The sequence below is a fragment of the Pseudomonas sp. PDM20 genome, assembly GCF_014852575.3.
Classification (GTDB): domain Bacteria; phylum Pseudomonadota; class Gammaproteobacteria; order Pseudomonadales; family Pseudomonadaceae; genus Pseudomonas.
Genome location: NZ_CM181224.1, coordinates 4231340 through 4256105, shown reverse-complemented (window position 1 = coordinate 4256105; position 24766 = coordinate 4231340). Strand labels below are relative to the sequence as shown.

Sequence of the window (24766 nt, the reverse complement as noted above, 5' to 3'; positions counted from 1 at the left end):
CGTCCCTAGAATGCGCGCCACTTCGACGCGAAACGCAGAACTGCCAGAACGGCGAAGTCGGAAAGATGTTAAGTTCCGGGCCGCGTCCCCTTCGTCTAGTGGCCTAGGACACCGCCCTTTCACGGCGGTAACAGGGGTTCGAGTCCCCTAGGGGACGCCATTGCGGGAATAGCTCAGTTGGTAGAGCACGACCTTGCCAAGGTCGGGGTCGCGAGTTCGAGTCTCGTTTCCCGCTCCAGATTCTCGATCATCGCCACGGCGGTGACCGAAAGATGAAATGGCGTTACCCTTCGGCGAAAGCTGAAGGTTGCAACAAGTTGCTGCGGGAATAGCTCAGTTGGTAGAGCACGACCTTGCCAAGGTCGGGGTCGCGAGTTCGAGTCTCGTTTCCCGCTCCAAAATCGAAACGCCGTCCATCAGGACGGCGTTTTCGTTAACCTCCGGCGAAAGCTGAAGGTTACAGCAGGTTGATGCGGGAATAGCTCAGTTGGTAGAGCACGACCTTGCCAAGGTCGGGGTCGCGAGTTCGAGTCTCGTTTCCCGCTCCAGAATCGAAACGCCGCCCATCAGGGCGGCGTTTTCGTTTGTGCGCTGAAAAAGCGTCCCGCCGCCATGATCGGGACGCTCCAGCTCGCACTCCCCGGCGTCCGTCCGGCACGCTCCCTTCGCGATACTCGCTGTTGAGCCTCGAACCGGCTGCGCCTTATCCGCGCGAAACCCATCGCGCGCCTGCATTAAAGAAGATTCCGACGCACCCCTGAGGGAAATCCCGTTTGTCGGCCCGGAGGGGCGCCCGAGAATGCCTGCGCTCGATCGCCCCGCGATGGAGCGGGCCCCGTTCGTGCCGCCTGGCGGCGATATGAGCGGGAATTCCTGGTCGCCCTGGTGAGGTTGCTGAGCGAATGGTGGAGTTGCTGAATCGCCTGGAATCAGGCCGCCGCGAGTGTCCGCCGAGCGCGGGCAGTGTCCTGTCGGTTTTCGATTTCGACGGCACGCTGACCCGCCATGACAGCTTTCTGCCGTTCCTCTGGTTCGCTTTCGGCACGCTCGGATGCCTGCGGCGCCTGCCCGCCCTGTTGCTGCCAAGCCTGGCATTCCTTGTTCGGCGAGTCAGTCGCGATGAACTCAAGGCCCGCCTGATTGCGGTGTTCCTGCGGGGCATCGAGGCGAAATGGCTGTCGGATCGCGCGCAAGCGTACTGCCGCTTCATCTGGGGCTATCTGCTGCGTCCGGAAGGGTTGCGCGGTGTGGCCACCGAGCTTGAGTCAGGGGCGCAAGTGACCCTTTGCTCGGCGTCACCGGCACTGGTGCTGGGGCCCTTCGCCGAGCGCCTGGGCGTCCGGCTGATCGGCACTGAGCTGGAAGTCGTCGATGGCCGCCTCACCGGCCGCATCGTTGGCGGCAACTGCCGGGCCGAGAACAAGGTGCTGCGCCTGCAGGCAAAGTACGGCCCCCTCACGGATTACCGGCTACGCGCCTGGGGCGATACCCAGGGTGACCACGCCCTGCTGCGAGCCGCCCAGGACCCGCATTGGCGGGCCTTCCATCCCCGCTGGCGGCGCACATCCGGCCCGACGCGCTCGGCCGCCTGATCCGATCGACATTCCTTTTTCGAGAGCTGCAATCGTGGAACAGACACATATAGGTTTTCCCCCACTGACAATGGCGGTTTTCATCGGGCTGGCCCTGGTTGCCCTCCTGCTGGACATGGCGACCCACCGCGACAACAAGCCCATCTCCCTGGCTGGAGCCGTGGGCTGGTCGATCTTCTGGGTCGCGATTTCCCTGGGCTTCGCCGGCTTCCTCTATATCCAGCACGGGGCCCAGGTGGCCAGCCTGTTCCTCACCGGTTACGCGCTGGAGAAGGTGCTGAGCGTCGACAACCTGTTCGTGTTCATCGCCATCTTCGCCTGGTTCAAGATGCCGGACGGTCTGCGCCACCGGGTGCTGTACTGGGGCATCATCGGCGCCATCGTGTTCCGCGCCATCTTCGTGGCCATCGGCACCGGTCTGCTGGCCTTCGGCCCCTGGGTGGAAGTCCTGTTCGCCGTCATCGTCGCCTGGACCGGCGTGATGATGCTCAAGGGCGGCAACGATGAGGACGAGGAGGAGGACTATTCCCAGCACCTGGCCTACCGCTTCGCCAGCAAGTTGTTCCCGGTCTGGCCGAAGCTGCTGGGTGGCCGCTTCTTCGTGGGGCGCAAGCAGCTCGAAAGCGAAGTGCTAAAGCCGGAGAACAAGGGCATCAGCTTGGCCGCCAAGGGCGCGCTGTTCGCCACGCCGATGTTCCTCTGCCTGGTGGTAGTCGAGGTGTCGGACGTGCTGTTCGCCTTCGACTCGGTACCGGCGGTGATCGCCGTCAGCCGCGAGCCGCTGATCGTCTACTCGGCCATGCTGTTCGCCATCCTCGGCCTGCGCACGCTGTACTTCGTGCTGGAAGCGCTCAAGCGCTACCTGGTGCACCTGGAGAAGGCCGTGGTGGTTCTGCTGTTCTTCATCGCCGCCAAGCTGGGCCTGAATGCCACTGACCATCTGTTCCACCACGGCATCAGCATCGATGCCAATACCAGCCTGATCGTGGTGCTGGTGGTCCTGGCGCTGGGCATACTTGCCAGCCTGCTGTTCCCGGGCAAGGAGGACGCTCAGGCCGAGGCTTCCGAGCGCTGATCCGGACAAACTACCGCTACGCAGAAAGCCCGCCTCACCGCGGGCCTTTTTTTGTTTGCTCAAGCCGGTGATCGGATTTTTCAGGGTTTCGGCGGAACCAGTCTCATTTGGTGCCAGGGGCCGCCGTAGAGCGGTTCGAATGAGCTGCCACGGATCGCTCGAACGCGCTGGGTGCGCAGATTTTTCACGAGTTTTTCACGGACTTCGCTCCGTGCCGCAGGTGGCATGGCCATTGGCCGCACAGCGGCAATTGGCCTGATCTAAGCTCCACTCAGGTTGGCCTCTCGAGCAGAGGTTTCCATGCGAAGTACTCCTGAAGAAAGCCTTCGAAGCGCGCTGCAGGCCTGCCGCGAGAGTTTCCTGTTCGTGGGATTCTTCAGCCTGTTCATCAACGCGCTGATGCTCGTCCCGACCTTCTACATGCTGCAGGTCTACGGACGGGTGATCACCAGTGGCAGCCTGACCACGCTGACCATGCTGACGCTGATCATGACCTTGCTGGTGATCACCCTCGGCTCCCTGGAATGGGTCCGTTCGCGCATTCTGGTGCGGGTCAGCACCAGGCTCGATGTGCTGCTCAGCCGCCAGGTCTACAAGGCCAGCTTCAAGCGTGCGCTGCATAGCGGCGGGATGGACACCTCAGCGCAGCCACTCAACGACCTGACCGGCCTGCGCCAGTTCCTTGCCGGCAGTGGTCTGTTCGCCTTCTTCGATGCCCCCTGGCTGCCCATCTACATCGCCGTGATGTTTCTCTTCCACCCCTGGCTGGGCTGGGTGGCGGTGGGCAGCGCGGTGTTGCTGCTGGTGCTCGCCATCATCAATGAGAAGCTCACCGCGCCAGCCCTGGCGCAGGCCAACAAGGAGCACATCGCGGCGACGCTGCACACCACCAAGAACCTGCGCAACGCCGAAGTCATCGAGTCCATGGGCATGCTGGAAACCCTGATGGACCGCTGGGGCGCGCGGCAGCGCGGCGTGCTGTTGCTGCAGTCCCTGGCCAGCGACAAGGGCGCGATCATCAGCACCATTTCCCGCACCTTCCGCCTGCTGGTGCAGTCGCTGGTGCTGGGGCTGGGCGCCTACCTGGCCGTGGATCACCAGGTGGGACCGGGCATGGTGTTCGCCGGTGCCGTTCTGCTCGGCCGGGCGCTGGCGCCGCTGGACCTGATCATCGGCAGCTGGAAGGGCTTCATCTCGGCCCGCTCGCAGTACAACCGGCTCAACGACATCCTCGAAAAACTGCAGGCGCAACCCGAGCGCATGCCGCTGCCGGCACCGCAAGGACATATCCAGGTGGAGAATCTGGTCGTCGCGGCGCCCGGCTCGATGACGCCGATCATCAAGAACATCAGCTTCAGCGTGCCCGCCGGTTGCGTGGTGGGCATCATCGGCCCGAGTGCGGCGGGGAAGTCGACCCTGGTGCGGGCGCTGATGGGCGTCTGGCCGCCGCTGCATGGCGTCGTCCGCCTGGACGGCGCGGACATCAGTACCTGGAACAAGCACGACCTCGGCCCGCACATCGGCTACCTGCCCCAGGACATCGAGCTGTTCGAGGGTACCGTGGGCGAGAACATCGCCCGCTTCACCGAGCTGGATTCGGAGAAGGTCATCCAGGCGGCGAAGATCGCCGGCGTCCACGAGATGATCCTGCTGCTGCCCGATGGCTACGACACCGTCATCGGCAGCGAAGGGCTGATGCTCTCGGGCGGACAGCGCCAGCGCATCGGTCTGGCCCGCGCGCTGTATGGCAGCCCGCGGCTGATCGTGCTCGACGAACCCAACTCCAATCTCGACGACGTCGGTGATCGCGCCCTGGCGGCCGCCATCCACCAGCTCAAACTGAGCGGCGCGACCGTGTTCGTCATCACCCATCGCACCAACCTCGTTTCCCAGCTGGACCGGTTGATGCTGATGAACGACGGCACCGTCACGCTCTACGGCCCCCGCGATCAGGTGCTGGCTGAACTCACCGCCAGGCAGCAGCCACAGGTGCAGCAACGGCCCATACCGGCGGGCGCGAGCATCGCTCCGGTGGATACCCACAAGGATGACGCCGATGCCCAGTCACCCCATTGAGAGCTTTGCCGACCTGCCTGTGTCGGACCTCAAGGTCCGCCGCGTGGGGCTGGCCATCGTCGCGGTGACATTCGGGCTGTTCGGCACCTGGGCAGCATTCGCACCGCTGGACGGCGCGGTCTACGCGCCGGGGGTGGTGACCGTGCAGGCTTACCGCAAGACGGTGCAGCACCCTGAAGGCGGCATCGTCAAGGAGGTGCTGGTGCACGACGGTGACATCGTCAAACGCGATGCCCCGCTGATCGTGCTCGACGACGCGCAGCTGCGTTTCGAGTTCGACATGACGCGCAGCCAGCTGATCGCCGCCGAGGCCATGGAGGCGCGGCTGAAGGCCGAACGCGATGCGCAGACCGCGATCGATTTCGACGGAGTTGGCGATCTGGCCAGCCCCCGCGGTGTAGAGGCGCGGCAGAGCGAGACGCAGGTATTCAACGCCCGCCAGGGCTCGCGGCAGGGCCAGATTTCCGTGCTGCGCGAGCGCATCGGCCAGCTGAACCAGCAGATCGACGGGCTGCAATCGATGATCGGCGCCAAGGCCCAGCTGGCGAATTCCTACAGCGGCGAGATCGGCGAGCTGTCCGACCTGCTCAAGCAGGGTTACGTCGACAAGCAGCGCCTGCTCGAGCAGCAGCGCAAGCTGGAGATGATCCGTGCGGAAGTCGCCGATCACCGCTCCACCATCAACCGCACGCGCCTGCAGATCAACGAAACGCAGCTGCAGATCCTGCAGATCGACAAGGACTTCAGCGCCGAGGTCGCCAAGCAACTGGCCGAGGTGCAGACGCGCATCTACGACTTGCAGGAGAAGAGCTCGTCCCTGCAGGACCGCCTGGGCCGCATCGTCATTCGCGCGCCTGACGCGGGCATGGTGATCGGCATGACGGTGCACACCGTGGGCGGCGTGGTGCGACCGGCTACGCCGCTGCTGGACATCGTGCCCTCGGTGTCCGAGCTGGTGATCGAGGCCCAGGTGCCGCCGGTGGACATCGACCGCGTGGCCATCGGCAAGCGCGCGGACATTCGCTTCAGCGCCTTCAACAGCGCGACCACTCCGGTCATCGAGGGCGAGGTGATCAACGTCTCGGCGGATCGTCTGGTCAGTGAGAAGACCAACGCCGCCTACTACCTGACGCGGGTGCGGGTCACCGAGAAAGGTGCCCGTGCGCTGGGCGAACGCAAGTTGCTGCCGGGCATGCCGGCGGACGTGCTGATCATCACCGGGCAACGCACCCTGTTGCAGTACCTGATGCAGCCGGCGCGCAACGCCCTTTCCCAATCGATGATCGAGGAATGACCATGGCTGCATCTTCCTTTGTGCTGGCGGGGGCGTTGATGCTGGCGGCGGGAGCCGCTCTGGCGCAGACCTCTACGGTGGCGCCCGCTGGAGTCAGTGTCGCCGATGACGCCACCGACCTGCTGCACCTGTACCACGAGGCGCGGCTGGAGGACCCGCAGATACTGGCTTCCTACGCCCATGCGCAGGCGGGCAAGGAGTACCAGCGCGAGGCCATGGGCGTGCTGCTGCCGCAGCTGTCGGTCAACGCCGGGACCAACCAGATCCACCAGCGCAATGACCTGATCGACGAGAGCTACGACAGCGAGAACTACAGCCTGGTGCTGCGCCAGTACCTCTACAACAAGGCGGCCTGGGAGAACTACCAGAAGTTCAAGAGCATGGCCCTGCAGTCCGAATCCGAGGCGCTGGATGCCCAGGCCGAGGCCACGGTGGAACTGGCGCGGCGCTACTTCACTGCACTGGCCGCCGAGGACGAGCTGGAGCTGGTGATTGCCGAGCGCCGCACCACCCAGGAAAGCCTCGACCGGGTCAATGCGCTGTACGCCAAGCAACTGGCCCTGGTGACCGACCAGCTCGACCTGCAGGCGCGGGTGGACCTGCTCGCGGCGCAGGAACTGGAGGCGCGCAACCAGGCGATCATCAGTCGCGAAGCACTCACCGAGATCGTCGGCCGGCCGGTGAAGGAGCGGCTCAGCCGGGTCCGTGATGACGTGCGCCTGCAGGCCTCGGAGCAGAGTCTGGAGAACTGGGTGCGCGACGGCATTGCCCTCAACCCGGCGCTCAAGGCACGGGAGAGTGGCGTCGCGGCAGCGGAGGCGGCACTGCGTAGCGGCAAGGGCGGGCACTACCCGACCCTGAGCCTGAACCTCAGCGCGCAGCAGACCAACGAGGGCTACAACAACTCCCTGGCGCCGCGCACTGACAGCTATGTCGCCGGCGTCGGCCTGCAGGTGCCGATCTACAGCGGCGGCTCCACGTCGGCGCGGGTGCGCGGGCTGTACCAGGACCAGCTGGTGGCCGAGGAGCAACTGGAGGAAATCCGCCGGCGGGTGGTCAAGGAGATCACCAGCGCCTACCTCACGGCCAATTCCAACGGCGAGAAGATCCAGGCCAATCGCCTGGCCCTGGTCTCGGCGCACAAGTCGCGGGAGTCGGCGGAGAAGGCGCTCGGCTACGGCATGGTCAATGCGGTGGATGTACTGGCCGCGGTGCGCAACGAATTCCGCGCCCGGCGCGACCTGCTCAAGACCCAGTACGAGTTCCTCAGCAATGTCTTCACCCTCAACCGCTGGGCGGGCAAGCCGCCGATCGAGAGTGTGCAGAGTGTGAATAGCTGGCTCAGTGCCGGCGGCGGCAGCCAGGATTTCCCGCGTCCCTGATCTCCTCTTGGAGGGCGCGCGAGCGCCCTCGCAACTCCGGCGTCTGCCCGTGCGCGGCCAGCAGAATCCCCGCTGCCGGTCGTCGTCTTTGCGTGTGTATGGCTCCCGCAAAGTGCCGGATTGACGAGATTTTGACGAGATTGTGCTTATCGTGATTTCTCCCAAGCCACTCGTCGTTTAATTGACGAGTCGGGCCGTGATCGGCAGCTGCGTAGCGAGTGTCGCGGGCGTTTCCAAGCTTTTGATTTTCCGGGTGTGGAGCGTGTCGCCAGGGACGAGCGGCACGACCGTTCGCCGCGAAATCGAACCGCTGGTCGACGGGTGGCAAGACGGGTAGCGAAGCGGCCTGACCTAGACTCAGGTGACCGGACGAGGGAGCACAGCATCATGTGCAACTGGTTGGTAGATATTCGTATTCATGCCGCCGCGAAGGCATTTCCCGGCTCGGGAAAGCCGCCTTTGGCCGGGTGCGCGGAGGTAATGCCCGCGCCAAAGAAGTCCCTGTCCGCCAGCTCCGGGGCTGGCACCGCGAGAACCTTTCGCCGCTTGCGTCTTGCTTCCAATCGCTGTGGCCCGGTGAGAGCAACACCGATGGGCTGGAGCGCGCGAATCCTTTTGCAGAGGGGGTCAGCCAGCCATGTCTGACCACAGAAAGCCGATACGGGTGATGCTGATCGATTGCCGCCCGCTCGTTCTGATCGGTCTTCACGACCTGATCAATGCCAGGAAGCCACGCATGGAGGTCAGCGGCCAGGCCACGACCTACACCTATGCCCTGGACCTGGCCGACCAGCAACGTCCCGACGTGATCTTCTTCAGCTTCTTTCCCGATGCCCTGAACCCGCTGGAGGTGGTCGGCGAACTGACCCGCAGCGCGCAGATGAAAGTGCTGGTGCTCAAGGGGCTGTACGAGGCAGTCCCGGTCGCCCAGGCGATAGAGGCGGGGGCGCGGGGCATCGTGCTGGCGGAAGACCCGACCGAGTCGATCATCCAGGCCATCGTCAATGTCCACCATCGCGATATCGGCCTGGACCGCGCCTGGGCGGGTGGGCTTTCCGGCTACGCCGCCAGTGGGCATGTACCGCTCAAGTGCAACCACGAGCAGGCCAAGCAGGCGCGGCTGACGCTGCGCGAGCGCGAGCTGATCAGCGCCATCGTCGAGGACCCGTCAGCCAAGTACATGAGCATCGCCGAGCGCCTGGGCATCAGCGAACACACGGTGCATAACCACCTGAGCAACATCTACCAGAAGCTCAATCTGATCAACCGCATGGACCTGCTGATGTACGCGCTAAAACACGGACTGGCGGGCAGCGAGGAGCCGCCGGAGTCCGCCTGGGTGGAGCTGGACCGGACGCAGCCGCCGGGCAATGGCTCTTCGCTCAGAGGCACTTGAAGCGACACCTGCCGGCACGAATGCCTGCTCTGTTCTCCCCGTCCTGAAAAAACGATGCGGGGGTGGTTTCCACTCCACCCCCGCACCTTTCCCGCGTGCGAACTACGTGGCGCTGCCGTGCACGATATCGGTGTTGAGGATATCGACCCCGACCAGGGTGATGGTCGTCAGCTGCCCGCCGGTCTCGTGGATCGTCACGATACTGTTGGCGCCACTGTTGTCGATGCTCTGCACGGTCGACGTGGCGTCGCCATTGAGGACCAGCTTGTCACGCTGGCCCGTGGTGTCGAAGCCGGTGACCTGGTACTTGTTCTCGGTGCGCGCCAGGTCGATGTTGAACGCCTCTTTCGCTCCGGTCACGCCCGCCAGCACGTAGTCGAAGGCCCCGCCGGCAGCCTTGTTGGCGAACAGGTTGGCGGAGAAGGCGCTGGTCGCCGCATCGCCGTCCTTGTCGGTCACCGTGGCGTTGAACGACAGCTTGACGTCACTGGCCAGGTTCTCGACCTGCTTGATGAACTGGATGGTCGGGACCTTGATCATGCCCTCGGCCATGGTCAGCTGGATGGCGTCGATCAGCTTGCCGGCGACGGTCTGCACGGTGAAGGATTTCTGCCCGCCGGACTCGTTCTGCAGGTTCGCCGCCAGCACCTTGATCGGTGCGCCGGAGGTCGTGCCGTCGTCGTAGTAGGCGACGTAGTACAGCGACTCCGACGTCGGGTCGTAGCCGCCCACCGAGTTGTCGATGAAGACCTTCACCGAGGTCAGCAGCGTCTGCGGGTTGGCGACGAAGCTGTCGTCACCGGCGGTAATGCCGGCACCACTGCCCTGCAGGACGTTGTTCTTCACGCCGATGCCGGAGGTACTGACGTTGAGGGCCTTCTGGTCGTCGATGTAGGACGGCAGCGGATTGGTCTGCAACTGCGCCTCGGTGGGGTCGGTCAAGCCCAGGCCGATACCGGTGAGGATGCTGTTCGAGCCGGTCTGTGGTGCCAGCGCCTTGGCCGCGAAGAACACCACGGCGTCGGTGCCGATGGTCAGGGTCTGCACCGGGTCCGGGCCGCCGGCGCCGAGCTGGCCATTGGCGGTGCTCAGTACCAGTGTCGAACTGAAGCCCTGTACCAGGTCCAGGGTGTAGGTACCGTCGGCCAGGGCCGTCAGCGTGTAGTCGACGCTGGTGTTGGCGGTGCTGGCGTTGTTGTCGAAGTCACCGGTGAGGGTGCCGGCGAAGTGGAAGGCGCCATTGGCATCCGGCGACGGTGACGTTTCGCTGAGTGTGCCGGTCCCGGTGGTAGTGGTGCCGTTGGGTCGAACCAGGGTGAACTGCCCGTTCGCCAGGACGATATCCAGGCCTGCCGCGCTGCTGCCGTCGGCACCGAAGGCATGGTCCCAGTAGCCGGTCTGGGCAATGGTGCTGCCGGTGCCGACGATGTTGCCGAAAGCCAGGGCTGGCCCGTCGTCGCGGAAGATCAGGTTCTGCCCGATGTTCAGGGTGGCCTGGGCGCTGTCGCCGTCCTTGTCGGTGATGGTCGCGGTGAGTTTCACCAGGCTGTCCGAGGTGAGCGTCCTGGTGTCATCCGGATCGCTGGCATTGGCGTGGACCACGGCGCGCATCTGGTCGAGGGTGACGTCGCCGTTGGTGGCTGCGCTGACGGTGAAGACCAGCACATTGCTGACGGCGGTGCGGCCTTCCACCACGCCGTTGTTGACCGACAGGTTGACTGCCTGCCCGGTGGCGGTGTCGACCAGTCCGGACGCTCCGGCGACCACGCTCAGGGCGTAAGTGAGGGTGCCGGCTCCGTCGGCGCCGAAGCCCGAACTGAAGTTGGCGGCAAAGTTCGCCGTGGCGTTGGTGGCCAGCACGGTTTCGTCCACCGTCAGGGTCGGCTCGCTGCCATTGGTGCTGATGGTCGGCCCGTCGTCCTTGAAGATCAGGTTCTGGCCGATGTTGATCGTGGTCTGGGCGCTGTCGCCGTCGCCGTCAGTCTTGGTCGCGGTCAGGGTCACCAGGTTGTCCGAGGTGAGAGTCCGCGAGTCATCCGGGTCGCTGGTGTTGGCGTGGACGATGGCGCGTTGCTGGTCGAGGGTGACATCACCGTTGGCATTGACGCTGACGGTGAACACCAGGTCATTGCTGATGGCGCAGCGGCCTTCCACCACGGTGCCATTGAGCGAGAGCACCACCGACTGCCCGGTAGCGGTATCGGTGAGCCCGGAAGCTCCCGAGACGCAACCCAGGGTGTAGGTCAGGGTGCCGGCCCCGTCGGCGCCGAACGACGAGAGGAAGTTGGCGGAGAAGGCCTGCAGGGCGTTGGTGGTCAGGTCCGAGTCATCCACTGTCAGTACCGGTTCGGTGCCGGTGGGGCTGATGCTCGGGCCGGCATCCTTGAACACCAGGTTCTGGCCGATGTTGAGGGTGGCCTGGACGCTGTCGCCATCCTTGTCGGTCTTGGTTGCGGTGAGCTTCACCAGGTCGTCCGAGGTGAGGGTTCTGGAGTCGTCCGGATTGCTGGTGTCGGCGTGGACGATGGCGCGCTGCTGGTCGAGGGTGACGTCACCATTGGCGGCAACGCTCACCTTGAACACCAGCAGGTTGGTGGTGACCGTGCGGCCCTCCACCACGGCGCCGTTCATGGACAGGTTCACTGCCTCACCGGTGGCCGTGTCGGTCAGCCCGGAGCCTCCAGCGATCACGCTCAGCGCATAGGCCAGGGTGCCGGCTCCATCGGCGCCGAAGCCCGAGCTGAAGTTGCCGGCGAAGCTCTGGGTCGCGTCGACGGTCAGGTCGGACTCGTCCACCGTCAGGGTCGGCTCGGTGCCGGTGGTGCTGATGTTCGGACCGTCGTCCTTGAACACCAGGTTCTGCCCGATGTTCAGCGTGGCCTGGACACTGTCACCGTCGCCGTCGGTCTTGGTCGCGGTGAGTTTCACCAGGTCGTCGGAGGTCAGGGTCCTGGAGTCATCCGGGTCGCTGCTGTTGGCGTGGACGATGGCCCGTTGCTGGTCGAGGGTGACGTCGCCATTGGCGGCCACGCTGACGGTGAACACCAGCTGGTTGGTGGTAGCGGTGCGGCCTTCGACCACGGCGCCGTTCATCGACAGATTCACCGCTTCGCCGGTAGCCGTGTCGGTCAGCCCCGAAGCACCGGCGATCACGCTCAGTGCATAGGTCAGGGTACCGGCCCCGTCGGCTCCGAAGCCCGAGGTGAAGTTGGCGGCGAAGTTCTGCGTGGAGTTGGTCGCCAGCACCGATTCGTCCACCGTCATCACCGGCTCGACGCCGGTGGTGCTGATGTTCGGTCCGTCGTCCTTGAACACCAGGTTCTGCCCGATGTTCAGCGTGGCCTGGGTGCTGTCGCCGTCGCCGTCGGTCTTGGTCGCGGTCAGTTTCACCAGGTTGTCGGAGGTCAGGGTCCTGGAATCATCCGGATCGCTGGTGTTGGCGTGGACGATGGCGCGCTGCTGGTCGAGGGTAACGTCTCCATTGGCGGCGACGCTGACGGTAAACACCAGGTCGTTGCTGATGGCCGTGCGGCCTTCCACCACGGCGCCATTCATGGCCAGGTTCACGGCTTGTCCGGTGGCCGTATCGGTCAGCCCGGAGGCACCGGCAATCACGCTCAGCGCATAAGTCAGCGTGCCCGCGCCGTCGGCGCCGAAGCCCGAGGTGAAGTTGCCGGCGAAGTTAGCCGTGGCGTTGGTGGCCAGCACGGTTTCGTCCACCGTCATCACTGGCTCGACGCCGGTGGTGCTGATGTTCGGTCCGTCGTCCTTGAACACCAGGTTCTGCCCGATGTTCAGCGTGGCCTGGGCGCTGTCGCCGTCGCCGTCGGTCTTGGTCGCGGTAAGTTTCACCAGGTCGTCCGAGGTGAGGCTTCTGGAGTCGTCCGGGTTGCTGGTGTCGGCGTGGACGATGGCGCGCTGCTGGTCGAGGGTAACATCACCATTGGCGGCGACGCTGACGGTGAACACCAACTGGTTGGTGGTGGCGGTGCGTCCTTCGACCACGGCGCCATTCATCGACAGGTTCACCGCTTCGCCGGTAGCCGTGTCGGTCAGCCCCGACGCCCCTGCGATCACGCTCAGCGCGTAGGTGAGGGTGCCGGCCCCGTCGGCACCGAAGGCCGAGGTGAAGTTGGCGGCGAAGTTCTGCGTGGAGTCGGTCGCCAGCACCGACTCGTCCACCGTCATCACCGGCTCGACGCCAGTGGTGCTGACGTTCGGGCCGTCGTCCTTGAACACCAGGTTCTGGCCGATGTTCAGCGTGGCCTGGGCGCTATCGCCGTCACCGTCGGTCTTGGTCGCGGTCAGTTTCACCAGGTCGTCGGAGGTCAGGGTCTTCGAGTCATCCGGATTGCTGGTGTTGGCGTGCACGATGGCGCGCTGCTGGTCCAGCGTCACGGTGCCGTTGGCGGCCACGCTGACGGTGAACACCAGGTCGTTGCTGATGGCCGTGCGGCCTTCCACCACGGCGCCGTTCATGGCCAGGTTCACGGCTTGTCCGGTGGCTGTGTCGACCAGCCCGGAGGCGCCGGCGATCACGCTCAGCGCATAAGTCAGCGTGCCCGCGCCGTCGGCGCCGAAGGCCGAGGTGAAGTTCGCGGCGAAGCTCTGCGAGGCATCGGTGGTGAGGACGGACTCGTCCACCGTCAGCGTGGGTTCGGTGCCGGTGGTGCTGATGCTCGGGCCGTCGTCCTCGAAGATCATCTTCGAGCCGATTTCCGCCGTGGCGGTGGACACCTGCAGCAGCTTGAAGCCGCCGATGTCGAAGGCGGCGTGGTCATTTCCCTTGGCGCCGACCGCAGAGCCGTTCTCGACCAGCACGCGGTTGTGATCGGCTGTGGTGGTGTACTCGATCTTGTAGCCGGCCAGCACACCGGTGATGGTCGCCACGCCACCGGTGATGGTGATGGTGATGCCCGGATCGTTCACCGAGCCGTTGGAGTTCTCCAGCACCGCACCGGTGGTGCTGTTGAGAACGCGGACGTTGGTGATGGCGACCGTCGCGTCGCCGGCATAGCCGTCGATGAAGGCGTTACCCGCTTCGACCGCGGTGCTGAAGGCGCTGAGTTTGACGATGGCGCTCTTGCCGCTCTGCAGCTGCACGACGTCGAAGCTGGCGGTCTTGGCATTGAACATCTGGGTGAAGTCGATGTTGGCTTCAACGTCCGCTTCGTTCTGGTCCAGGTTGGGGATGGTCACGTTCTGCCGGGCGCCGGTGACGAAGGTGAACCTTATGCCTTCCTGCTCGGTGATCATCTGGTTGTTGGTGCCGAAGGTGGTCGGGCCGCCGGCCTGGCTGGTGTTGATGGTGTCGCCGGTGGTGATGTTGGCGCCGGTGGTGATGTTGGCGCCGGTGGACTGGTTGGCCGGGTCCCTGCCGGTGGCGATGATGGTCGGGTCGGTGATGCGGATCACCCCGTTGTCATTGACCGTCGTGGGCGTTGCCGTGGTGAACATCAGGAACAGGTTCTGCCCGGACGGCGCGTCGGCCAGGCTGAAGGTCAGGTCCTGGCTGGTACCGATGAAGACCTTGTTCAGCAGGTCGAGAGCGTCGTCGGGATTGCTGGTGACCGGGTGTTTGAGTGGCTGGTACTCCACGGTCCAGATCTTGCCGCCGCTGACCGGCGAGCCGGTTTCCTCGATGTAGGCGGCGAACACGATGGCGCCCGCGGGACCGCCGGCACGCCCGACCAGCACGTTGTTGTTGGTGGCGTCGGTGTAGAGAAGGATGTCCTGCCCGGCGAGGGTATCCAGGCCGCTGTCCAGGCCGTTGAGCGGCGCGCCGTTGCTGCCGGTGAAGAGAATGTCGGTGATGGCTCCGCCGGGGGCGGCGCTGATGGTGAAGGCGTTGCTGCCGGTGTTGCCGGCCGCGCCGGTATAGCCGCTCAGGGCGGCGCCCGAGGCGGTGCCGGCGCCCAGGGCCGTCAGGCGGGCGGTGAACGCGGCAGGCAGGGACGCGAGGAGGATATCGTTGTCATTGGCGTCGCCCGCCGGGCTCGGGGTGGCCGTGGCGTTCTGCAGGCCGGCGGTTTCGTCCAGCGAGACGGTCACGCCGGTTGCCGACACGACAGGGCCGGCATCGGTAAAGGTGGCGGTCGCCGTGGCGCCGTCACTGGAAGCGGAGAGCAGGAATCTTGCCCCTGCCGAGTCGTCCGGGTCGACATACCAGGAAGTGGTGATGCTGCCGTTGACCTGGCCGTCCAGGTCGCCGGCGCCGCCGTCGGTCACATACCAGGGATCGTGGCCGGCACCGGCACTGGTGTTGAGCACGTCATCCGGGGTACCCCACGCGCCGTCGGCGCCGGGGCTGGTGGCGTGGTCCACCTCGATCTTCACGGTGCTGCCGGCGGTGAAGCCGCTGGCGGTGATGATGGCGGTGCTGCCGGGGGCATAGTCGTTCTGGTCGGTGGTAACGGAAGGGCTGTTGGTGTCATCTGCGGTGGGGCGCGTTGGCGACGCAATCTTCTTATGGAGGGTCATGATGTTCTCCCGGGCATTTCCATGCGTGGCGGCCAGACCTCGACTGCTGGCCTTTTACTGCTACATGCCACGACTATGGGGACGCCCCGGGGAATGCGCATCGGCCGATACTCCCAGGCGGGCTGGGAGTTTCGGACTAGGCGGGCAGGGCAGCGCAGGTGCTGCGCGGGTTGCAGGGCAGCGCTTGCCGACGAGAGGTAGAAGCGTCGAATTGATGCGGGAGACAGCGGCGAACAGCTGGTGATCGCCCATGAAAAAGCCCGCATCATGCGGGCTTCTCTGGTTCTGCTAGGTGCTTAGTGCTTGGGCGTGTCTTCCGGCAGCGCGAGCAACTGCTTCTCGCGGTTCCAGTCGAAGGGTTCGCCGTTTTCTTCGGCTTCGAAGCGACGCTCGTCGAGCTGCTGGTACATCTGCAGTTCCTCGTCGGGCATGTAGTGCAGGCAGTCGCCACCGAAGAACCACAGCAGGTCACGCGGGATCAGGTGGGCGATCTGCGGGTAGCGGTGGAAGATCTGGCTGATCAGGTCCTGGCCCAGGTACTGGGCGCCTTCCGGATCGCGCGGCAGTTCCACCAGCAGCTCGTCGAAGCGCTCGAGGAACAGGCCGTGGTTGTCCTCGGGAACCTGCTCGGCTTCGCCCAGGGCGCCAAGGATCATGCGCAGGTGGTTGAGCAGGGCGATGTGGTGGTCGAGATAGGCGCTGGCCATGGGATTCCTCTGGAGCTGTGTGCAAACGGCCGGGGAGTATATCGGGTTTCGCCGCCGCTGCCGCCGGAGCGATCAGCGGAGCGGGCGCATCTGGATCTGCCGACGCTGGTTGTCGATCTGCTGGCGCTGCTGGTCGAGCATGCGCTGTTGCTGGCGCAGCTGGTCCTGCTGCAATTCGTTCTTCTGCCGCTGGATCATCTGGTCGCTCTGCCGGCGCTGTTCGTTCCAGCGCTGCTGGTTGTCCTGCTGGCGCTGCAAATCCTGCTGCTGGCGCTGCAGGCGCTGGTCCTCGTAGTTCAGGCGCTGGCTGTCGAGCTGGTTCTGCCGCAGTTGCTGCTGGCGGCGCAGGCTGTCCTGCTGTTGCTGGATCGGGTCGATGACCGGGCTGGGCGCGGGCGCCGGACGCGGGCGGCTGGGGTAGAGCCAAGGGTCAGCGTAAGCGCTGCCGGCCAGCAGTATGAGCAGCAGGAAGATGGATCGACGCATGTGCGGTTCTCCATGGGTTGATGCCTTCAGTGTGCACCCGATAGCACGGGCCGGCATTGCTGTGCGTCGGAGAAAAAAGAGGCGCCCGAAGGCGCCCCGTGCGTGAAAGTCGCAACTCAGTCGGCCTTGCCGGCCAGTTCTTCTTTAGAGAAGTCATCCACGTCGATCACGGCGCGACGGGCGCGTTCGGCGGCGTGCAGGGTCTCCGCTTCCGCAGCTTCCAGCACTCCGGCGTCGCAGGCCGCATCGATGGGCGACTGGCCCGGCTTGGGACTGACGCCGTGTTCCTTGAGCGCCTTGTGCAGCTTCTTCTGCAGGGGCGCGGCGGCGGCGAGCTGGTCGTAGGCGAAGGTGAGCTTGGCTACCGGATCATCTTCGCCAGTGGGCAGGTGCGCGCCGGCGAGGATCGCCTGTAGCGCCGGGTCGCTCAGCGGGCGGCCGAGGATGTGGGCGATCTCCGCATCCAGCGTGTCGCTCGGGCCACGGTGGCGACGGCCCAGCGGCAGCACCAGCACGCGCAGCAGGCAGGCGAAGGCGCGGTTGGGGAAGTTGTCGATCAGGTCGGCCAGCGCGGCTTCGGCCTTCTCCAGGTTTTCCTCCATGGCCCAGTGCAGCAGCGGGTGCAGGTAGTCCGGGTTGTCCAGGTCGTGGTAGCGCTTGAGCGCGGCAGAGCCCAGGTAGAGGTGGCTCAGCGCATCGCCCAGCCGCGCGGACAGGCGTTCGCGGCGCTTCAGCTCGCCGCCGAGCAGCATCATGCTGAAGTCCGCGAGCAGGGCGAAGGAGGCGGCCAGACGGTTCAGCGCACGGTAGTACGGGCGGCTGATACGGTCGCCCGGTACCTGGTCGAAGCTGCCGAAGCCCAGGCCCAGCAGCAGGCTGCTGGCGGCGTTGCTGACGGCGAAGCCGATGTGGTTGAGCAGCAGCTCGTCGAACTCGCGCTCGGCCTGGTCCTGGTCCTCGCGGCGGGCCAGTTCCATTTCCTTGAGCACGTACGGATGGCAGCGGATGGCGCCCTGGCCGAAGATCATCAGGTTGCGCGAGAGGATGTTGGCGCCCTCGACGGTGATGAAGATCGGCGCGGCTTGCCAGGAGCGGCCCAGGTAGTTGTTGGGGCCCATGATGATGCCCTTGCCGCCGTGGATGTCCATGGCGTGCGCGATGCACTCGCGGCCGCGTTCGGTGAGGTGGTACTTGAGGATGGCCGAGAGCACCGAGGGTTTCTCGCCCAGGTCCACCGCGTTGGCGGTGAGGATGCGTGCGCTGTCCATCATCCAGGCGTTGCCGCCGATGCGGGCGAGGGCTTCCTGGATGCCTTCGAAGGCCGACAGTGGCACGTTGAACTGCTCGCGCACCTGGGCATAGCGGCCGCTGACGTAGCTGCCGGCCTTGGCGGCGCTGGTGCCCACCGCCGGCAGGGAGATCGAGCGGCCCACCGACAGGCAGTTCATCAGCATCATCCAGCCTTTGCCGATCATTTCCTGGCCGCCGATGATGTACTCCAGCGGCACGAACACGTCCTTGCCGGAGTTGGGGCCGTTCATGAAGGCGGCGCCCAGCGGTACATGGCGGCGGCCGATCTGCACGCCGTCGGTGTCGGTGGGAATCAGCGCCAGGGTGATGCCCAGGTCTTCTTCCTCGCCCAGCAGGTGGTCCGGGTCATGGCACTTGAAGGCCAGGCCGAGGAGGGTGGCCACCGGGCCGAGGGTGATGTAGCGCTTCTCCCAGGTCAGGCGCAGGCCGATGACTTCCTCGCCTTCCCACTGGCCCTTGCAGACCACGCCGACGTCGGTCATGCCGCCGGCATCGGAGCCGGCCTGCGGGCTGGTCAGGGCGAAGCAGGGAATCTCGTCGCCAGTCGCCAGGCGCGGCAGGTAGCGCTGGCGCTGGGCGTCGGTGCCATAGTGCAGCAGCAGTTCGGCCGGGCCGAGGGAGTTGGGCACCATCACGGTGGAGGCGAGGTCGCCGCTGCGGGTGGCGAGCTTCATCACCACCTGGGAATGGGCGAAGGCGGAGAAACCCTTGCCGCCGTATTCCTTGGGAATGATCAGGCCGAAGAAGCCCTGGCTCTTGATGTAGGCCCAGGCTTCGGGCGGCAGGTCCATGGCCTTGCCGACCTCGTAGTCGTCGATCATCGCGCAGAGCTGCTCGGTGGGGCCGTCGACGAAGGCCTGTTCCTCTTCGGTCAATTGCGCCCTGGGATAGCCCAGCAGGGTGTGCCAGTCCGGGCGGCCGCTGAACAGCTGGCCATCCCACCAGACGGTGCCGGCCTCGATGGCCTCGCGTTCGGTCTCGGACATCGGCGGCAGGGTCTTCTTGAACCAGGCGAACAGCCGCGAGGTGAACAGGCTGCGGCGCAGGTCGGTGGCCAGGATGGTCACCGCGACCACGGCCCAGAGCAGCCACAACAGCACCATCCAGCCATGGGCGTGGCTGAACAGGCTCATCAGTGCGAGGTACACGGCGACGATGCCGAGTGCCTTCAGGGGCGCAGCGCGGCGGTGCGCGAGCCAGGCGACGCCGAGGATCAGGACGAGTAACCAGACGAGCAGCATGCGGATTCCTCCATGACAGCCAACCCGGCGACCGCAGGCCGTAGTGGGCTTGGTGACGAGAGTGCGCGAGCACAGCGGCAGGTATTCCCGGTGGGAGCCCCTCCACCATGCACCGGAAGCTTAGCTGGGCGAATCGGACCGATGGCCGCATGGCCGGACAGCTTGGCCGGATCGCCTTGTCGGTCAGGAGCCTGCGCTGGTTAGACTGGGGCCGACATCAAGGATGAAATGCCCGGAGACAGCGCCATGCAGCAATACCTCAAGCCCAGCCGCTTCGTTGATAGTGACCACCCCGGGGTAATCGAGTTCGCTCTAAATCACCGGGGCGACGGCGGTACTCCGCTGGAGCAGGCGGTGGCCCTGTATTACGCGGTGCGCGACCAGATTCGCTACAACCCCTACGTGTTCAGCCGCGACCCGCAGACGCTCAAGGCCAGCCATGCGCTTGGGGCCGGGCAGTCCTACTGCGTGCCCAAGGCTACGTTGCTGGCGGCCTGTGCCCGGCATTGCGGCATCCCCGCCCGCATCGGCCTGGCTGACGTGAAGAACCACCTGGCCACGCCGCGCCTGCTGGAACTGCTGCGCAGCGAAGTGTTCGCCATGCACGGCTACACCGAGCTGTTCCTCGAGGGCCGCTGGGTCAAGGCCACGCCGGCCTTCGACATCGGCCTGTGCGAAGCCTTCGGCGTGCTGCCGCTGGAGTTCGACGGGCGCAACGACAGCGTCTTCCACCCGTTCAACCGCGAAGGTGAACGGCACATGGAGTACCTGCGCGATCACGGCCAGTTCCCCGATGTGCCCGAGGAGTTCTTCTTCGGCTACCTCAGGCAGTGCTACCCGCACCTGTTCACCGGTGAGGATGCGCCGCTGGCCGGCGACATGCGCAGCGAGGCGGCAAGGCAGTAAAGCAATCGCCATGAACGTAATCGCCATGAACGTAATCGATAGTAACCATCAGTACGTGTGTCTTTTTTCCTCGCGCCTTAGCCGGTAGGGTGCCGTCATCCGAAATCGCGTCCGTCGGGCGCGCGACCATCGAATGACGACAACAAGAGAGGCGCAGCATGCTCAAGATCTGGGGCCGGAAGAATTCCTCCAACGTGCGCAAGGCGCTCTGGTGCGCGGAAGAGGCCGGGCTGGCCTATGAACGGATCGACGCTGGCGGCGCTTTCGGCCTGGTCAACGACGAGCCCTACCGCTCGCTGAACCCCAACGGCGTGGTACCGACTCTGGACGACGATGGCTTCGTGCTCTGGGAGTCCAACACCATCGTCCGCTACCTTGCGGCGCGCTACGCCCCGGACCTGTACCCGCAGGACCTGCAGCAACGCGCCAGCGCCGAAAAGTGGATGGACTGGACCACCTCATCCTTCGCCGCGCCGTTCCGCACCGTGTTCTGGGGTACCCTGCGCACCCCGCCGGAGCAGCGCGACGCCGTTGCCATCCAGGCCGCTATCGAAACCTGCGTGGGCCTGCTGGCGGTCCCCGAGGCGACGCTGGCGAAACAGCCGTACCTCACCGGCGAACAATTCGGCATGGGTGACATTCCGCTGGGCAGCTTCATCTATGCTTGGTTCGAAATGCCCATCGAGCGCCCGGCACAGCCGCATCTCGAAGCCTGGTACGCGCGCCTGAAGGCCCGCCCGGCCTACCGTGCGGCAGTGATGACCGACCTGACCTGAATGCCTGCGCGTGCCCCGGAGGTTGCAATCCTCGCGGCGTACCCTTATCAAGCAGGCCTTTTTCCAAAGACATGCGTCTTTCCACCGACTTGCAACGGGAAAACCCATGAGTTCCGCGCTGTCCATCCGTCAACTGACGAAGACCTACGGCAACGGCTTCCAGGCCCTCAAGGGCATCGATCTGGACGTCGCCGAGGGCGATTTCTTTGCCTTGCTGGGCCCCAACGGCGCCGGCAAATCGACCACCATCGGCATCCTCTCCACCCTGGTGAACAAGACCAGCGGCACGGTCAACGTGTTCGGCCATGACCTGGACAAGGACCCGTACGGCCTCAAGCGCTGCCTGGGCGTGGTGCCCCAGGAATTCAACTTCAACCAGTTCGAGAAGGTGTTCGACATCGTCGTCACCCAGGCCGGCTACTACGGCATCCCGATGAGCGTGGCCAAGGGCCGCGCTGAGAAGTACCTGACCCAACTGGGCCTGTGGGACAAGCGTAATTCCGCTTCCCGCGAGCTCTCCGGCGGCATGAAGCGCCGCCTGATGATCGCCCGCGCGCTGGTGCATGAGCCGCGCCTGCTGATCCTCGACGAACCCACCGCGGGCGTGGATATCGAGCTGCGCCGCTCGATGTGGAACTTCCTCACCGAACTCAACCAGGAAGGCATCAGCATCATCCTCACCACGCACTACCTGGAGGAGGCCGAGCAGCTGTGCCGCAACATCGCGATCATCGACCACGGCACCATCGTGGAGAACACCAGCATGCGCAAGCTGCTGAACAAGCTGCATGTGGAGACCTTCTACCTCGACCTGCAAGGCACCCTGAGCGAGGCGCCGAAGCTGGACGGCTACCCGGTGCGGCTGGTGGATGACCACACGCTGGAGGTGCAGGTGGACAAGTCGCTGGGCATCAACGGGCTGTTCGTCCAGCTCAATGCCCAGGGCCTGCAGGTGCTGAGCCTGCGCAACAAGAGCAACCGCCTGGAGGAACTGTTCGTGTCGCTGGTGGAGAAGAATCTGTCGAAGGTGGCGGTATGAGTCACGAACTGCGCGCCAACTGGGTCGCCCTCAACACCATCGTCTACCGCGAAGTCCGCCGCTTCCTGCGCATCTGGCCGCAGACCCTGCTGCCGCCGGCGATCACCATGGTTCTGTACTTCGTCATCTTCGGCAACCTGATCGGCCGGCAGATCGGCGACATGGGTGGCTTCACCTACATGCAGTACATCGTGCCGGGGCTGATCATGATGTCGGTGATCACCAACTCCTACGGCAACGTGGTGTCGAGCTTCTTCGGCAGCAAGTTCCAGCGCAACATCGAGGAGCTGCTGGTCTCGCCGGTGTCGCCGCACACCATCCTCCTGGGCTTCGTCTGCGGCGGCGTGCTGCGCGGGCTGGCGGTGGGCGTGATCGTCACGATCCTGTCGCTGTTCTTCACCGACCTGCAGATCCACCACCTGGGCATCACCGTGCTGGTCGTGGTGCTGACCGCCGGAATCTTCTCCATGGGCGGCTTCGTCAACGCCGTGTTCGCGCGCAACTTCGACGACATCTCCATCGTCCCGACCTTCGTGCTGACACCGCTGACCTACCTGGGCGGGGTGTTCTACTCGATCACGCTGCTGCCGCCGTTCTGGCAGACCGTGTCGCTGGCCAACCCGATCCTGCACATGGTCAACGCCTTCCGCTACGGCATCCTCGGCGTGTCCGACATCCGCATCGGCACGGCGGTGGTCTTCATGCTGGTGGCGACCGTGCTGCTCTACATCTTCTGCGTGCGCCTGCTGGTGAGTGGGCGCGGCATGCGGCAGTGAGCAGCGTGTTGCGCTGATGAAAAAGGCCCCGGTTGGGGCCTTTTTCTTTTCTGTTTTTCGTAGGGCGGACCTGCCAACGCCGGAGTTATGTTCGCGAGCAAGAACTGGGCGTCCCCCTCGCTCCTACGAAAAGCGTTATTGCGGGAATTCGATGACGAAGCGTGTCCACCCCTGCGCCGACTCGCAGCGAATCTCCCCGCCATGGGCGCGGACGATGGAGCGGCAGATCGCCAGCCCCAACCCCGCATGTTCGCCCTGGCCTTCGCGGCGGGCCGGGTCGGCGCGGTAGAAACGGTCGAACAGGCGTGGCAGGCGCTCGGCAGGAATCTCCCGTCCCGGGTTCTCCACGCTCAGGCGGCCCGGCTCCAGGCGCACGCGAATCTGCCCGCCGCCCGGGGTGAAGCGCAGGGCGTTGTCCAGCAGGTTGGCCAGCACCCGGCGCAGCAGCGCACGGTCGCCCTGTACCGACAGCTCGCCGTCGCGCTCCAGGCGGATGGACTTCTCCTCGGCCAGCGGCCCGTAGAACTCCAGCAGTTCGTCTACCTCACCGGCCAGCGCCAGTGGCTGGCTGCTGGGGGCAAGCAGGCCGTGGTCGGCCTTGGCCAGGAACAGCATGTCGTTGACCATCGCGGTGAGCCGTTCCAGCTCCTCCAGGTTGCCATGCAGCGCCTCGCGATAGTCCTCCAGGCTGCGCGTGCGCGACAGCACCACCTGGGTCTGGGTCAGTAGCCCGGTCAGCGGCGTGCGCAGCTCGTGGGCGATGTCGGCGGAGAACGCCGACAGGCGTTGGAAGGCCTCTTCCAGACGCGCCAGCATGGCGTTCAGCTCGCCCGCCAGGCCGCGCAGTTCCTGCGGCATCTGCCCGGCGTCCAGGCGGGTGGTCAGCGAGTGCGCGCTGACCTGCGCCGCCACCTCGCTCATGCGTCGCAACGGGCGCAGGCTGGCACGGGCGGCCCAGGCGCCGAGCAGGGCGGTCGCCAGAGCGGAGAGGCCCATGGTCATCCAGATCAGCCGTTGCATGCGCTGCAGGAAGTGCTGGTGGTGGGTGATGTCGAGGATCAGCGTCAGCTGCGCGCCGTCGCGCTGCTCGGCGTCCAGCGGGGCCTGCAGTTCGCGGAAGGACTGCTCCTCGCCGGTGGCCATGTTCATCGCCGGGCGTTGCTCGAACCAGATGGCGCCGTCCGCGCCCTGCAGGCGCAGGCCGAGGTCGGGATGGCGACGCAGCTCGCGGCGCAGTTCGGCGGTGTGCGGTGCCAGCTGCTGCGGGCCGCCAACATCGCCCAGCACGTCGCGGAAGATCGCCAGCTTGCCGGCCATCAGCTGGTGGTCCAGTTCGATGAAGTGCGCCTCGCTGGCACGGCTGAAGATGATCCCGGCCAGCAGCGACACGGCGGCGGTGCAGGCGGCGAACAGCAGGCTCAGGCGCAGGCCGAGGGACAGGCGCGCGCTCATGCTTCGCGTTCTTCCAGCACGTAGCCCATGCCGCGCACGGTGTGGATCAGGCGCTGCGGGAATTCGTCGTCGACCTTGGCGCGCAGGCGGCGGATGGCGACTTCGATGACGTTGGTGTCGCTGTCGAAATTCATGTCCCACACCAGGGAGGCGATCAGCGACTTGGGCAGCACCTCGCCGCTGCGGCGCAGCAGCAACTCCAGCAGGGCAAACTCCTTGGCGGTCAGGTCGATGCGCTTGCCGGCGCGCTGCACGCGGCGGCGCAGCAGGTCCAGTTCGAGGTCCGCCAGTTGCAGGGTGGTTTCCTGGATCTGCTGGCCGCCACGGCGCAGCAGCGTGCGCACGCGGGCGAGCAGCTCGACGAAGGCGAAGGGTTTCACCAGGTAGTCGTCGGCGCCCAGTTCCAGGCCGCGCACGCGGTCTTCCACGGCATCGCGGGCGGTGAGGAACAGCACCGGCACGGCGCTGCCGGTCTGGCGCAGCGCCTGGAGAATCTGCCAACCGTCGCGGCCGGGCAGCATCACATCGAGGATCAGCAGGTCATGCTCGCCAGCCAGGGCCAGTTGCAGGCCTTCGTCGCCGTCGGCGGTCAGGTCGACGGCGAAGCCGGCCTCGCTCAGGCCCTGCTGCAGGTACTGGCCGATGCGCGGTTCGTCTTCGACGATGAGAAGTTTCATCCGGGTATCCCTTGTGGCGCTCGGGGCGCAGCTGTCATCAGGGTAATGGGGCGGTCAGCGAACTGACAGTGTCGGCGTTGCAGACTGGCACTGTGTTCAT

At 65.4% G+C, this 24766-nt stretch carries 16 protein-coding genes and 4 tRNA genes; 14 read left to right on the top strand and 6 right to left on the bottom strand.

Features of this window, described 5'->3' with window-relative positions:
* Positions 1-84 precede the first annotated feature (84 nt).
* The 10 genes from IB261_RS19320 to IB261_RS19275 all read left to right on the top strand — a co-directional run bounded on the left by IB261_RS19320 (position 85) and on the right by IB261_RS19275 (position 8815).
* Positions 85-160, top strand: a tRNA-Glu gene (locus tag IB261_RS19320).
* A gap of 2 nt (positions 161-162) precedes the next feature.
* Positions 163-238, top strand: a tRNA-Gly gene (locus tag IB261_RS19315).
* A gap of 84 nt (positions 239-322) precedes the next feature.
* Positions 323-398 (top strand) — tRNA-Gly (locus IB261_RS19310).
* Positions 399-472: 74 nt separating this feature from the next.
* A tRNA-Gly gene (locus IB261_RS19305) sits at positions 473-548 on the top strand.
* Positions 549-902: 354 nt separating this feature from the next.
* On the top strand, positions 903-1592 hold the full coding sequence (locus tag IB261_RS19300) for an HAD-IB family phosphatase (RefSeq protein ID WP_192381344.1): 690 nt from the start codon (positions 903-905) through the stop codon (positions 1590-1592).
* Positions 1593-1626: 34 nt separating this feature from the next.
* Entirely contained in the window at positions 1627-2667 is a 1041-nt protein-coding gene (locus IB261_RS19295) for a TerC/Alx family metal homeostasis membrane protein (RefSeq protein WP_192381345.1), read from the top strand.
* A 300-nt stretch (positions 2668-2967) separates the two neighbouring features.
* On the top strand, positions 2968-4743 hold the full coding sequence (locus IB261_RS19290) for a type I secretion system permease/ATPase (protein ID WP_192381346.1): 1776 nt from the start codon (positions 2968-2970) through the stop codon (positions 4741-4743).
* Positions 4724-6037 carry an HlyD family type I secretion periplasmic adaptor subunit gene (locus IB261_RS19285; RefSeq protein WP_192224332.1) on the top strand — a complete coding sequence of 438 codons (1314 nt, stop codon included), beginning with the start codon at positions 4724-4726 and terminating at the stop codon, positions 6035-6037. The genes IB261_RS19290 and IB261_RS19285 overlap by 20 nt, the downstream gene beginning before the upstream one ends.
* Positions 6038-6039: 2 nt before the next feature.
* Entirely contained in the window at positions 6040-7419 is a 1380-nt protein-coding gene (locus tag IB261_RS19280; protein WP_192224333.1) for a TolC family protein, read from the top strand.
* Positions 7420-8056: 637 nt separating this feature from the next.
* On the top strand, positions 8057-8815 hold the full coding sequence (locus IB261_RS19275) for a response regulator transcription factor (protein ID WP_081518613.1): 759 nt from the start codon (positions 8057-8059) through the stop codon (positions 8813-8815).
* A gap of 102 nt (positions 8816-8917) precedes the next feature.
* Here IB261_RS19275 and IB261_RS19270 read toward each other — a convergent pair whose 3' ends face one another.
* The 4 genes from IB261_RS19270 to IB261_RS19255 all read right to left on the bottom strand — a co-directional run bounded on the left by IB261_RS19270 (position 8918) and on the right by IB261_RS19255 (position 19040).
* Positions 8918-15295, bottom strand: a complete 6378-nt coding sequence (locus IB261_RS19270; protein ID WP_225605922.1) for a DUF5801 repeats-in-toxin domain-containing protein — start codon at positions 15293-15295, stop codon at positions 8918-8920.
* Positions 15296-15591: 296 nt separating this feature from the next.
* Positions 15592-16002 (bottom strand): PA2817 family protein, encoded by a 411-nt coding sequence (locus IB261_RS19265; RefSeq protein ID WP_045208986.1) that lies wholly within the window; start codon positions 16000-16002, stop codon positions 15592-15594.
* Positions 16003-16074: 72 nt separating this feature from the next.
* Positions 16075-16488, bottom strand: coding sequence for a PA2816 family glutamine-rich protein (locus IB261_RS19260; RefSeq protein WP_081518612.1), 414 nt, complete (start codon positions 16486-16488; stop codon positions 16075-16077).
* 116 nt (positions 16489-16604) lie between these two features.
* Positions 16605-19040 (bottom strand): acyl-CoA dehydrogenase, encoded by a 2436-nt coding sequence (locus IB261_RS19255; protein WP_192381347.1) that lies wholly within the window; start codon positions 19038-19040, stop codon positions 16605-16607.
* Between the two features lie 246 nt (positions 19041-19286).
* Here IB261_RS19255 and IB261_RS19250 point away from each other — a divergent pair, with 246 nt between their 5' ends.
* The 4 genes from IB261_RS19250 (at position 19287) to IB261_RS19235 (ending at position 22537) form a co-directional block, all read left to right on the top strand.
* Positions 19287-19946: a transglutaminase-like domain-containing protein gene (locus IB261_RS19250; protein WP_192224335.1), complete on the top strand. Its 660-nt coding sequence runs from the start codon at positions 19287-19289 to the stop codon at positions 19944-19946.
* Between the two features lie 158 nt (positions 19947-20104).
* Positions 20105-20722 carry a glutathione S-transferase gene (locus IB261_RS19245; RefSeq protein ID WP_192224336.1) on the top strand — a complete coding sequence of 206 codons (618 nt, stop codon included), beginning with the start codon at positions 20105-20107 and terminating at the stop codon, positions 20720-20722.
* A gap of 106 nt (positions 20723-20828) precedes the next feature.
* Positions 20829-21761 (top strand): ABC transporter ATP-binding protein, encoded by a 933-nt coding sequence (locus IB261_RS19240; RefSeq protein ID WP_045208997.1) that lies wholly within the window; start codon positions 20829-20831, stop codon positions 21759-21761.
* Positions 21758-22537, top strand: coding sequence for an ABC transporter permease (locus IB261_RS19235; RefSeq protein ID WP_081518608.1), 780 nt, complete (start codon positions 21758-21760; stop codon positions 22535-22537). The genes IB261_RS19240 and IB261_RS19235 overlap by 4 nt, the downstream gene beginning before the upstream one ends.
* A gap of 135 nt (positions 22538-22672) precedes the next feature.
* Here the strand turns inward: IB261_RS19235 and IB261_RS19230 are convergent, their stop codons facing one another.
* Together IB261_RS19230 and IB261_RS19225 are read right to left on the bottom strand one after the other, a co-directional pair.
* Entirely contained in the window at positions 22673-23989 is a 1317-nt protein-coding gene (locus IB261_RS19230) for a heavy metal sensor histidine kinase (protein ID WP_192381348.1), read from the bottom strand.
* The gene (locus IB261_RS19225; protein WP_192381349.1) at positions 23986-24666 is read right to left on the bottom strand and encodes a heavy metal response regulator transcription factor; all 681 of its coding nucleotides are present in this window, start codon (positions 24664-24666) and stop codon (positions 23986-23988) included. The genes IB261_RS19230 and IB261_RS19225 overlap by 4 nt, the downstream gene beginning before the upstream one ends.
* Positions 24667-24766 lie beyond the last annotated feature (100 nt).